Source organism: Streptomyces fildesensis (genome assembly GCF_016107395.1).
Lineage (GTDB): Bacteria > Actinomycetota > Actinomycetes > Streptomycetales > Streptomycetaceae > Actinacidiphila > Actinacidiphila fildesensis.
On sequence record NZ_JAAIKO010000062.1, the window covers coordinates 24,019 to 36,208 of the forward strand.

Annotated in this window: 8 protein-coding genes and 3 pseudogenes; 4 read left to right on the forward strand and 7 right to left on the reverse strand. The window is 68.8% G+C overall.

Annotation, left to right across the window (positions count from 1 at the left end):
* Positions 1–328 precede the first annotated feature (328 nt).
* The 5 genes from C6N31_RS39220 to C6N31_RS39240 form a co-directional block, all read right to left on the reverse strand.
* Positions 329–2,080, reverse strand: coding sequence for a glycoside hydrolase family 35 protein (locus C6N31_RS39220; RefSeq protein ID WP_138358770.1), 1,752 nt, complete (start codon positions 2,078–2,080; stop codon positions 329–331).
* 164 nt (positions 2,081–2,244) lie between these two features.
* Positions 2,245–3,690 (reverse strand): ricin-type beta-trefoil lectin domain protein, encoded by a 1,446-nt coding sequence (locus tag C6N31_RS39225; protein ID WP_138358768.1) that lies wholly within the window; start codon positions 3,688–3,690, stop codon positions 2,245–2,247.
* A 166-nt stretch (positions 3,691–3,856) separates the two neighbouring features.
* A complete protein-coding gene (locus tag C6N31_RS39230) occupies positions 3,857–5,200 on the reverse strand; it encodes an extracellular solute-binding protein (protein WP_198359366.1) in 1,344 nt (447 codons plus the stop codon).
* A gap of 80 nt (positions 5,201–5,280) precedes the next feature.
* A complete protein-coding gene (locus C6N31_RS39235) occupies positions 5,281–6,228 on the reverse strand; it encodes a carbohydrate ABC transporter permease (RefSeq protein WP_138358764.1) in 948 nt (315 codons plus the stop codon).
* A gap of 2 nt (positions 6,229–6,230) precedes the next feature.
* Positions 6,231–7,148, reverse strand: coding sequence for a carbohydrate ABC transporter permease (locus C6N31_RS39240; protein WP_244809744.1), 918 nt, complete (start codon positions 7,146–7,148; stop codon positions 6,231–6,233).
* Between the two features lie 255 nt (positions 7,149–7,403).
* On the opposite strand from C6N31_RS39240, the gene C6N31_RS39245 reads away from it, so the two are divergent.
* Positions 7,404–8,501, forward strand: a complete 1,098-nt coding sequence (locus tag C6N31_RS39245) for a LacI family DNA-binding transcriptional regulator (protein ID WP_232486201.1) — start codon at positions 7,404–7,406, stop codon at positions 8,499–8,501.
* Between the two features lie 5 nt (positions 8,502–8,506).
* Here the strand turns inward: C6N31_RS39245 and C6N31_RS39250 are convergent.
* Positions 8,507–8,746, reverse strand: a pseudogene (locus tag C6N31_RS39250) (ABC transporter substrate-binding protein); the annotation flags it as partial.
* Positions 8,747–8,788: 42 nt separating this feature from the next.
* On the opposite strand from C6N31_RS39250, the gene C6N31_RS39255 reads away from it, so the two are divergent.
* The 3 genes and pseudogenes from C6N31_RS39255 to C6N31_RS45760 all read left to right on the forward strand — a co-directional run.
* Positions 8,789–9,193 (forward strand): hypothetical protein, encoded by a 405-nt coding sequence (locus tag C6N31_RS39255; protein ID WP_138358760.1) that lies wholly within the window; start codon positions 8,789–8,791, stop codon positions 9,191–9,193.
* Positions 9,194–9,822: 629 nt separating this feature from the next.
* Positions 9,823–10,020 (forward strand): annotated as a pseudogene (locus C6N31_RS47075) (Mu transposase domain-containing protein); the annotation flags it as partial.
* A 291-nt stretch (positions 10,021–10,311) separates the two neighbouring features.
* Positions 10,312–10,476: pseudogene (locus C6N31_RS45760) on the forward strand (ATP-binding protein); the annotation flags it as partial.
* A 1,041-nt stretch (positions 10,477–11,517) separates the two neighbouring features.
* Here C6N31_RS45760 and C6N31_RS39270 read toward each other — a convergent pair.
* Positions 11,518–12,190: ISAzo13-like element transposase-related protein (locus C6N31_RS39270; protein ID WP_438817446.1), on the reverse strand; the 673-nt coding region annotated here is incomplete at its 5' end.

The following is a 12,190-nucleotide window of genomic DNA, read 5'->3' on the forward strand; positions in this document are numbered from 1 at the left end:
TCGAAGAGGGAGCGTCCCGAAGCGGCGGAAACCTCGAGGGGCTGAGTACCGGTGCGGGACCCGCCGGCGGACCGGCCGTAGTAGTGATGAAGTCCCTGTAATGGGGGCGGAGCGAAGGGGCCGGGTCATCCGTGGCTGTGTTCGTTCGATCAACCAGGTGTTCCCTGGGAGGAGTCGCATGGGCGAGCCGAAGTTGGCAGAAAAGCCGTTACCCCGGGTACACCGGACCAGGCGTCCGGCACCTGACCAGGAACGAAATCCGGTCCCGAGGACGGCCGGCGTTCATGACGGGGCTCCTGGCCTACGGGTTGGCATACGGCGGCGACCGCTACTGCTCGGTGGGGCCCAGGTCCGGGGTCGGGCGCAGCTCGACGGTACGGGGGCGGTGGGCGGCGTGCAGTTCGAGCACGACGATCTCGTTGGCGCCTGCCCGCAGCACCGGCTTCGGCACGTACAGCGACCCCTGTGGGCCGCGCGACCAGTAGCGGCCCAGGGCGAAACCGTTGACCCAGGCGTTGCCCTTCGTCCAGCCGCGCAGGTGGAGGAAGGTGTCGGCCGGCTCGGCGAGGTCGACGGTGCCGCGGTGGAAGGTGGGCCCGGTCGGCGTCGTGGTGGTGTTGGTGAACGGCAGCTGCGTCAGGGAGGTCAGCGGCAGGGGCCGGCTGCACCACCCGGTCAGTGCGGATCCGTCCAGGAGGATGGCGCCGAGCAGTCCTTTGCGGTCGTGGATGCCCGGCCCGTAGTTGACTCGCCCCTGGTTCTCCACCAGCACGCTCAGTACGGTGCCCGCGCGCGGCACGGTGAAGGCGATGGCCCGCTCGTGGTTCTCGCGCTCCAGCACCCCGATGGGCAGGCCGTCGAGGAACACCTGGGCGCGGTCGCGCACCTGCTCCACTTCCAGCAGTACCGGTCCTGCCGCGGGCAGCGCGGTCTCGTACAGTACGAATCCGAAGTCCTGCCCGAGCTCCTCCATCGTCAGTGGCCGCTCGGACGCCACCGCGTCACCCAGATCGGCAGCGCACGCGAGCAGGGAGGCGCTGTCGGTGAGCGCGATGGTGTGGGGGGCGAGTTTGGCCCCGGGGTGGGGGACGGGCTCGGCGGGGACCGGCGCGTACTTGGCGAGGACCCGGCGGAACGCGGTGAATTTCTCGGTGGGGTCACCGGCCTCGTCCAGCGGTGCGTCGTAGTCGTAGGAGGTGATGGTCGGCCGGTAGGTGTGTTTGTCGTTGGCGCCGTTGGTGAAGCCGAAGTTGGTGCCGCCGTGGAACATGTAGAAGTTCACCGAGGCCCCGGTCGCGAGCAGTTCGTCCAGCTCCTGGGCGGCCTGGGCCGGGTCGCGGATGACGTGGTGGGCGCCCCAGCGGTCGAACCAGCCGTTCCAGAACTCGGCGCACAGCAGCGGGCCGGCCGGCTGGTGTGCGCGCAGGGCGGCCAGGCTCTGCGCCGAGCGGCTGCCGAAATTGGCTGTCGCGAGCACGCCCGGCAAGGCGCCCCGCTCCAGGTCGGCGGGCTGGTCACAGGTGAACAGCGGCACGTCGACACCGCACCGGCGGAGCGTGGCGGCTAGGTGCTCCAGATAGGCGGTGTCGTCGCCGTAGGCCCCGTACTCGTTCTCCACCTGCACCGCCAGCACCGGGCCGCCGCGGGTGGCCAGGTAGGGCTGCAGGGGGGTGAGGAGCTGGGCGAGGTAGCGGTCCAGCGCGGACAGGAACCGGGGGTCCCGGCTGCGCAGGGCGATGTCCGGCTCGGCCAGCAGCCAGGACGGCAGGCCGCCGCCCTCCCACTCGGCGCAGATGTACGGGCCCGGCCTGAGCAGTACGTGCAGCCCCTCGGCCGCGGCCAGGTCGAGGAAGGCCGGCAGGTCCAGTTCGCCGTCCATCCGGAAGGAGTCCGGGCGCGGCTCGTGCAGGTTCCACGGCACGTACGTCTCGACGGTGTTGAGGCCCATCAGGCGGGCCTTGTGCAGCCGGTCCGCCCACTGCGCGGGGTGGACGCGGAAGTAGTGCAGTCCTCCGGACAGGATTTGGAAGGGTGCGCCGTCGAGCCGAAACCCGCTGTCGTCGAAGTCAAGAACGGGCATGTGCGAGTGCTCCTGTGCTGAAGGGGGAGTGTGAGGTGGGGCGGTGCCGGCCTCGAAGAGGCGGGTGGGCCGGCCAGCCGCGCGGAGGGCTCCCGCGCGGCCGGCCGGGTACCCGTACGCGCCGGCAATCTGTTACGCCGCGGAACTGCTGGGCCGGTGAACTGCTAGAGGGTCTGCCACTTCTGGTTGTCGCCCGCCCAGCAGTCGTAGAGCTGGCCTTGGGCGGTGGTCTGGTCCAGGTCGAGGCAGCGGCCCGACTGGACGCCGCGGATCGTGCCGTCCGAGGAGAACGTCCACTTCTGGTTCGCGCCGCCGTTGCAGTCGTAGATGCCGACCGCGCTGCCGTTGGCCGTCGCCTGGCCGCCGACGTCCAGGCACTTCTCGCCGTTGTAGACGGTGAGCTGTCCCGACGGCGTCCTGGTCCACTTCTGGTTGTCGCCGCCGTTGCAGGTCCACGCCATGACCTGGGTGCTGTTGGTATGGGTGGCGCCGGGGACGTCGAGGCAGCGGTTGGTGCCGCTGAGGCTGTGCAGGGCGCCCGTGTGCGCGCCGGGATCCAGGCCCCAGGCGTACTTGAGCCGGTCGATGCCGCTGATGTTGCGGACGCCCAGCGACAGGTTGGTGCCGCTGCCCTGAAGGGCGAACAGGGAGTAGTAGTCGTAAGTGGGCCGCTCGTTGTGCGGGCCACCGAGGGCAGGCCAGTAGACCGCGCCCACGCCGAGGGCGCGGACGGTGTCGGTGTCGGCACGCAGGTAGCGGATGAAGTTGTCGGTGCTGGTGGTGGTGTTGTAGTTCAGGCCGTCGTCCATCGGCGCGCCGAACTCGTCCAGGACGGTGCGTGAGGCGCAAGGGCCGATGCCGTCCTTGAAGTGGGCGACCCATTGGTCGTAGGTCTTGGCGGCGCTCATGAAGGCGTAGTGGTGGTAGGAGAGGTAGGTCCCGTCCAGGCGGCTGTCGCCGCACACGGGCTTGACGTCACCGTTGTAGCCGACACCGCTGATGAAGATCCGGCCCCGGGGGACCGAGGGGCGGTCGGCGAGCCAGGTGGCGGCGACGTTCGTCCACTCGGTGGCGTCGTAGCCGTGGGGCTCGTTCATCGGCTCGAAGTAGACCAGGCCGTTGGAGCCGTACTTGGCGACAACGGTGTTCCACATGGCGTTGCAGGCGGCCATGTCGACGATCCGGCCGTTGGAGGACGCCCCGTCCTCCCAGTAGGACAGGACGACCTTGAAGCCCTTGGCGGTCGCGGAGTCGATGGCGCCGGTGTAGGCGTTCCACCAGGCGGTGCCGACGGATTTGGTGTTGACCGGCAGGCGGACGGTGTTGGCGCCGAGGGTGGCCTTCAAGCCGTTGTAGACGGCGTCCGCCTTGGCCTTGACGGTGGCGTAGCTGTCGGTGACGTTCAGTCCTTCGAGGACGACGGGTCCGTCGACGTAATTGTCGCCCGGGCGGGCCCAGTTCACGCCCTGGAACTGTGCGGCGGCGAACGGCGGGGTGTCGGCTGCGGCCGGGGAGGCGTCGGTCAGGGCGGTGAGCGGTGCGAACAGAGCGGCGCCCAGCAGACAGGCCAGGACGCGGTGGACGGTGCGGGACGGGGAGGGGTGGGGCATGGCTTTCCCTTTCTGTGAGGCAGTACCTCGGGGCAGGCACGACGACGAGCAGGAGGAAGCGCATGGCGATGCCGGGGCGCGGTCCGGTGGGCCGGGAGCGGGGCCCCGCCGCCGGTCGGGTGCACGTCGGCGGGGCGGGCATGCGCGGATGATCGCGCGCCGGGGTCTACTTGACGGTGAAGCCCTGGTCCTTGGCGTACTTGAGGGAGGCCTCCTGCCAGGCCTTCAGCCCGCTGTCCAAGGTGGTGCCGCTGACGTACGCCTTGCCGACGGTGTCGTTGAAGACGCTGTTGGCGTAGACCTGGAAGGGCAGGTAGGACCAGCCGGGGGCGACTTGGGTCGCCGACTGCGCGAGTACCTGGTTGATCTTCTGGTTGCCGAAGTACGGGTCTTGCTTGTCCAGGAAGGCGGGGGAGTTGAGCTGCTTGGTGGTGGCGGGGAACGCGCCTGCGTCGACGCGGCTCTGCGCGCCCGCGTCGACGGTGGCGTACTGCAGGAAGGCGTAGGCGAGTTTCTTGTTGGCGCTCGCCTCGGTGAGGGCCAGCGAACTGCCGCCGTTCTCGGCGGTGACCTTGGCCCCGCTCTGCCACTGCGGCATGGGCGCGACACGCCACTTGCCGGTGCCGCCCTTGACACCGGATTCGAGGGGGCCGGGCATCCAGGCGCCGGTGACGAGCGAGGCGATGCTGCCGTCGCCCAGCCCCTGGTACCAGGCGTCGCTCCAGGCGGTGACCGGGGAGAGGAGCTTGCCGCTGACGAGCTGCTGCCAGGCGGCGGTGAACTTCTTGGTGCCGGCCTCGTCGAAGTTCACGCCGACCTGGGTGCCGTCGACGGTGTAGGGCTTGCCGCCGGCCTGCCAGATCATGCTGGTGGCGAATCCGGCGTCGCCGGTGTCACTGGCGAGATACGCCTTGGGGTCGGCCGCGTGCAGCTTCTTGGCTGCGGCGAGGTACTCGTCCCACGTCGTCGGCACCGCGATCTTGTACTTGTCGAAGACCTCCTTGTTGTAGAACAGGGCCATCGGGCCGGAGTCCATCGGCAGGCCGTACACGCCCTTGGCGCCGGCGTGGACGGAGCCCCACGGGCCAGGGGTGAAGCTGGAGTTGAGCTGGTCGGCGCCGAACGCCGTGAGGTCGGCGACGGACTTGGCGAGCGTGAACTGCGGCAGGGCGTAGTACTCGATCTGCGCGAGGTCGGGGACGCCCTTTCCGGCCTTGACCGCGTTCTGCAGCGCGGTGTACTCGTCCTTGTTGGTGCCGGCGTTGACCAGCTTGACCGTGACCTTGGGGTACTTGGCCTGGAAGTCGGTGACGACCTTCTGCAGAGTCGGCTCCCAGGCCCACACCGTGATGCTGCCGCCGGTGTCCAGGGCGGCCTGGAGATCGGCGGCGGACGCGGGCTGCGCGCCGCCCGAGTCCTTGGAGTCGGAGGAGCCGCAGGCGGTCGCGGTGAGAGCGACCGACAGGGCGGCCGCGCCCAGCAGGAGGGCGCGACGGCGGGCTATCGCCATGAGGGTGTTCCTTTTCATGAGGGTGTCTTCAGACGTGGATCGGGGTGCGGGGGAGAGGGGTGAGTGGGGCCGTGCGCCGGTCAGCCCTTGACGCTTCCGGCGGCCAGGCCCGACTGCCAGTACCGCTGCAGCAGCAGGAACGCCGCGATCAGGGGCACGATGGTCAGGAGCGATCCGGTGATCACGAGGTTGAACACCACGTCCCCACCGACGGTGGCGGCCTGGGCGTTCCAGCTGTTGAGGCCAAGGGTCAACGGATACCAGTCGGGGTCCTTCAGCATGATCAGCGGCAGGAAGTAGTTGTTCCAGGTCGCGACCACGTTGAAGAGCAGGACGGTGACCATGCCGGGTGCCAGCATCGGCATGCTGATCGAGAAGAACGCGCGGAACTCGCCGGCACCGTCGACCCGGGCCGACTCGAGGATCTCCTTCGGGACGGCGTCAGTGGCGAAGGTCCACATCAGGTACAGGCCGAACGGCGAGATCAGCGACGGGATGATGATCGCCCACGGGGTGTCGGTCAGTCCCAGCTCGGAGAACATCAGGAACGTGGGGACCGCCAGCGCCGTGCCGGGCACGGCAACCGCTCCGATGACGGTGGCGAACACGGCCCGCTTGCCGACGAAGTCGAACTTGGCCAGCCCGTACCCGGCGAGCGTGGCGAGCAAGGTCGCGCCACCCGCACCGACCACCACGTACAGCAGGGTGTTGAGCAGCCAGCGGGTGAAGATCCCGTCGTTGTAGGTGAAGGTGTCGGCGATGTTGCCGAACAGGGCGAAGTCACCGTCGAGCCACAGGCCGAAGGAGTTGAACAGCCCCTGCTGCGTCTTGGTGGCGTTGATCGCCAGCCAGGCCAGCGGCAGCAGCGTGTAGATCAGCATGATCGCCGTCAGGGCGGTCAGGGTGGCGCTGCGCCGCTTGTGGCGTGAGGTGCTGCGGGTGGCGCGGAGCGTGAGCGGGCCGGAGCGGGTACCGGGGCGCCGTGCCGGGCGGGGTGTGTGCCGCAGGCGGGGAGTGGTGGTCGCCATGGTCAGAGTTCCTTCCGCATGCCGCGCAGCTGGACGGCGTAGGCGATGATCATCGTGATCACGCCCATGACGATGGCGATGGTCGCCGCGTAGTTGAACTGCTGCCCGGCGAAGGACAGGGAGAAGGCGTACAGGTTCGGGGTGAAGTCGGACGTGATCGCGTTCGGCGCCAGGTTCTTGAGGATGCTCGGCTCGTTGAACAGCTGGAAGCTCCCGATGATCGAGAAGATCGTCGCGATGATCAGGGCCCCGCGCAGCGCCGGGAGCTTGATCGCCCGGATGATCCGCAACTGTCCCGCTCCGTCGATCTCCGCGGCCTCGTAGAGCGCCGGGTTCACCGTCCGCAGTGCCGAGTAGAGGATCAGCATGTTGTAGCCCACGAACTGCCAGGTCACGATGTTGCCGATGGACGCGAGGACCAGGTCGGGCGAGAGCGGGTCCGGGAGGGTGATCCCGAACGCGTCGTTGAGATTGCCGACCAGGCCGAAGCGCGTGCCGTACATGAAGCCCCACATGAGTGTGGCGACAACGGCCGGCACCGCGTAGGGCAGGAACACCGCGATCCGGAAGAAGCTCGATCCGTACAGGCGGCCGCTGTCGATGGCCAGCGCGAGCAGGAGCGCGAGGAACAGCATGATCGGCACCTGCACGGCCAGGAAGGCCGCCACCCGGCCGAAGGACGACCAGAACTGCGCGTCGCCGAACGCCTCGGTGTAGTTGTCGGCGCCGACGAAGCTGGTTCCGCCGATCAGCCGGGTGCGGAACAGGCTCAGGTAGATCGAGTATCCGATCGGGGCGAGGAAGACCAGGGCGAACACCGCCATGAACGGACCGACGAACTGCCAGCCGGTCCACGACCGCCGTTCGGGGGCCGATGGCCTCGCGGCGGGTCGCGCCCCCGCCTCTGGTACTGCGGCCACCATGTCGCTCCTTGCTCCTCGCTGCTGGGACACCGACCTGTCCGGACGATGGGTGTTTACGTAAACATCGTGCCGAACACAAGGCGCCGACCCGATCCGTGCAGGGAGGCCGAGCGGGCCGGGCAGCGCGATGTTTACGTAAACTTGTGCGGTAGCGTGGCACCCGTCACGCCGATCGGTCAAGGTTTCGCGGACGTTACGTTTCCGCTGGCCGCACTGGCCGGCGACGGGCGGACGGACAGGAGTGAAGGGGTGATGGACCTGAGTGAGCGGGGAGCACAAGATCCTGTTCCTGCCGGCGGCGCGCAGCGCGGCGGCTCGGGCATACCGGGCGGACGCCGCAAGCAGCGCGTGTCCATGGCCGACGTCGCGCAGCGCGCGGGCGTGTCGTCCCAGACCGTGTCGCGGGTGTCCAACGGCCACCCCGGCGTCATCGGCTCGACCCGCGAGCAGGTACTCACAGCCATGCGCGAACTGGGCTACCGCCCCAACAGCGCGGCACGCGCCCTGCGGTACGGACAGTTCAACACCATCGGCGTGATCCTCCACGGCCTGTCCACCACCGGTAACAGCAACACCGTGGAGGCGATCGCGACCCAGGCCGCCGCCGAGGGATACGCCATCACTCTGATCCCCGTCGACATCCCGACCCAGGACAACGTGCTGGGCGCCTTCACGCGGATGGGCGAACTGGCCGTCGACGCCGTCATCGTGTTCATGGAGATCCACCTGCTCGACGCCGGCACCGTGGCGCTGCCGCCCGGCGTGCCCGTGGTCGTCGTGGACTCCGACGCCGGAGACCGCTACCCCGTCGTCGACACCGACCAGACGGGCGGCGCCCGGCGTGCCGTCAGCCATCTGCTCGACCTCGGCCACGCGACCGTCTGGCACGTGACCGGCCCGGAGTCGTCGTACGCGAGCGAGCGGCGCGCCCGGGCGTGGCGGACGGTCCTGGAGGACGCTGGCCGGCCGGTGCCGCCGCCCCTGCGGGGCGACTGGTCGGCCGCTTCGGGCTACGCGGCCGGCCTCGCGCTCGCCGAAGAGCCGCAGTGCACCGCGGTGTTCGCCGCCAACGACCAGATGGCCCTCGGCCTGCTGCGCGCCTTCCACGAACGAGGCAGGGCTGTCCCCGGCGACATCAGCGTGGTCGGGTTCGACGACATCCCCGACGCGGCTCACTTCATTCCGCCCCTGACCACGGTGCACCAGGACTTCGCCGAGGTCGGCCGGCGCAGCGTCCAGGAGGTCCTGCGCCAGATCCGCGAACACGACGTCCCGCGCTCGGGCACCGACATCGTCTCGACGCGCCTGACGGTCCGGGACAGCACGGCGCCGCCGTCCCGGCCCGCATAGCGGGTGGCTTTGACGCCGGCCTGCTTCAATGCGGTGACCTGGGCGGTCAGATCCTGATCGGTCGGCTTGATCTTCTGCTCGACGATGCTCAGCTTGTGCTGCCGCGCGGCGTAGGTGGCTCCGGCGAGGGCGTTCTCACCGTATTCGCCTTCGAAGTAGACATGGCCGATCTTGTCGCCCGGCTGCAGCTTGGCCGTACGGACGAGGAAGTCGACGCCGTTGACCATGTCGATGTCGTAGGCGGCGGCGGTCTGGGCGATGGGGTGCTGCACGGTGAGGACTCCTCAATGCCGCTCCGGCTGAGGGCCGTGGACGAGGTGATCAGGACTGCGGTCAGCGCGGCGGGCATCGACCCGGCGCAGGGCCGTCCGACCGTCGTGGCCGACGCCCAATCGAACAGGACGGGCTGGATGGCCGTCCGCGAGAAGACCGCCGCACAGTCGGAGATGAACGCGATCTGCGCCGACCTGGAGCGCCAGGGCTGGACGCTGAACCCGAACGGCGACCGCCCCGACGCCTCCCGCAGCTACAAGCGCGGGGGTTGGTACCTGCTGGTGAGCACGCGCGGGAAGACCCAGGTGCCGTCCACCACTTCCGCCTTGACCGACTCGCAGACCTACCTGACTCTGGCCGGGCTCCAGCTGAACCTTTCCGACATACCCCTCCCCGAGATCACCGTCCGTATCGGCTGACCCCTCGCAGAGAAGCCCACACCGTCTTCCGGGGACACCCCGGTGTCCTGGGCCCGGCCGAGTTGGCGGGCCCTGTGCGGGAGCGCATGTCCCACCTGTAGCCGCGCCCGGCATAGCGACGTCGCTGCTTTCGTCGCTGCGGCAGACCCGGATGAAGGGCACCTCGATGCTTGGGTCGATGCGCGGCTTGGCCCGGTGGTTGAACAGCCAGGCGACCTCGGGATGGTTGGGGGAGTAGCGGACCCTCCCAGAGCCCCTGCTGCGCTGGGAGCCCGCAGGGCCCGCGGATCGCACCGAGGAATGCTCCTACGGCTCGTCTGCCACCGGCGGTTCCAACGCCGCTGACTTCGCCCGCCGTACGGACGTCGTCGGCGGCGATGTCAGCGCGGCCGTGCAGTAGTGGCTGTTGGATCGACTTCGATCCCGACGTGCTGGCCGCCTACCGGCCCACTGGAAAGGGCCGAGTCGAGCGCCAGGTCCTGTTCGTCCGCGACCACGTCTTGGCCGGACGCGCCTTCTCCTCGATCGAGGAACTGGACTCCGCATTCACTGCCTGGGTTCCGCTGCGGCGGGCCGAAGTCCACGGCACCCACGGCGAGGTCATCGGTCTGCGGGCGGTCCGCGAACACATGGCTCTCCGCCCACTGCCGGCCACTCCATACGTGGTCGCCCAGCGGCACCTCCGCTACGTCGGCAAGGACTGCCTCGTCGCCTTCGAAGCGAACCTCTACTCCGTGCCGGCTCTATGGATCCGCCCGCGGCAGCTGGTCGAGATCCGAGCCACGAAGTCCCAGGTCACCCTGCATGCCACCACACCCAACCGCCAGGGGGAGACTCTGCTGGCCACCCATCCGCGGGCAGTTGGCCGCGGGGCCCGGGTCGTGGACGGGCGGCACTGGGACGGTCTGCCCACCGGAGCCGGCCGCCGCGTCACAGCGGGCGGAGACGTGCCCGCACCCCGCCGACAGGACGGCGTGTCAGAGGCGGGATCGCTGTGGGCCTTGTTGAACCGGGCCGCGGCCACCCAAGTCGAGGTCGGCCGCAGACCGGTGTCGATCTATGACGAGCTGACCGGAACACCCGCCCCTTCACACCCACCAGACCACGAAGGAATCGTCTTGAGCGAGCTGGTCTCCACCCGCATCCGCAACACGGCCGCCAAGCTGGGCCTGCCCCACCTGGCCGAGGCCCTGACCCAGTACGCGCAGCGGGCCGACGAGGCCAAGATGGGCTACCTCGACTTCATCGACCTGGTCCCCTCCGAAGAACTCGCCGTCCTCGATGGACCACAGGGCGTCGACTCGACCAGGGCCTTGGCCGCGGACCACGGTGGTACGGCGAATGCAGGGGCGTCCCGGGCGGTCCCCCGGTATGGTCGGCGGTCCGGGGCGCTGGCGGGTTTCCGGATGCCGAATCCCTACCGGTTCCAGGAGTGCTCCGTGTCTCACGATGTCTCAGGCGACGCCCAGGTCACACTGATCTCCATCGGCCGGTCGGAGCCGGAAGCCTGGGAGGTCCAGCGCCAGCGCCGGAAGATCGTCGGCGGCGTGATCGCCCTGATAGCAGTGGCCGGCGCCATCGGATGGGTGGTGGTCACCGGGAACGAGGATTTCAAGGCGGTCAAGCACACGGCCGTGCTTCCGGACGGATTCGGCGCTTACACCGCTTCGAGGCCCGGCACACCCGAACAGGCCGGGCTGAGGAGCTCGAACACGGACCCCAACAAAGGCTATGCAACGGTTAGTTACGGCACGGCCGACGGCAAGGGGCTCGTCATCGAAGTCACTCTGGATCCCGCATTCGCGCAAGAGCCGGGAGAGGCGATCCAAGAACTCGCCGTGCTTTTCGGAACGAAGGTCGACAGCACGACCGTGAAGGAGTACGGCGCGGGTTCCGTGGGCGGAAAGATCCTCTGCGTTGACATGAGAACAGCCGCTAAAGCGGTCACCCAGTGCGTCTGGCACGACAAGTCCGCGAATGTCACGCTGTCGTCCCTACGCGACCATCACACCGTGATCTCCGCCGACGCGCCCGACGACCTCCGCGCCTTCATCAATGCTCTGCGACTCACGGTGAAGTAACTCATGGCATTCGGGCATGCGACTTCGTCTCTGTCCGAGCCGGGGGTTCCGCTACATGGACGCCGACGGGCGCCCGGTCACTGGTCCCGTCCGGGGTCGATGCCAGTATCGCGGCAGCGCGGTGGAGCGGCAGTCCGCCGCGGTGCGGGAGCTGTCTCGCTGGGCGTTCCCCGAGCCCGACGTCGTCCCGGACGATGCGCCGGCCTCGATCGAGCAGGCACGCGCATAAGAGCTTGCAGATCATTAACACGTCGTCTTGATCTTGGTTGCGGGCTCGCCGGTCAGGGTGAGGACGCGGGCTTGGAGAACGGCGAGGGTCGCGGGTGGGGCTGCTGCGGGCGGGATGGTGATCCTGTGCGCCTTGATCAGTTTCCTGTTCTTGAGGAGGGTGCGGTGCATGGCCGTGCGGCTGCTGCCGAACAGTACGGCCAGGGGTTCCGCGGCTAGCGCGACCCGCAGGTGAAGCACGGTGGCCAGGACTTGTTCGGGGAAGGTGAGCCGGGGTGGACGGCCGGTTTGGGTATCACCGTCAGGAGCCAACGTTGTGGTGAGTTCGTCCAGTTGGGGGCGGGTCATCCCGGTCAGGGCGGGATCAGAGAGCAGGGCCTGGTCCCACTTCGAGGCGGGTTCTTGCGGGGTTCGCGCCGCTGGGACGGTGGGGCAGGGCTGGGGGTGGAGGTCATAGTTCCAGTCACCGTGGAACGTGTGCCGGACCAGCGGCAGGGCGGCCATCTCCGCGTCGCCGATCTTCACGCCGGTGGGGTAGCTGTTGGTGTCGAGGGCGGCCTTCACGCGTAACCCGGTGGGGGTGGTGGTCGCCGCGATGCTGTTCACGATGACTTCGTGGCTGGTCAGCGGGCGGCCACGCCAGTTCATGGTGATGTGCGAGAAGAGTCGGTGCTCGATCTTGTTCCAC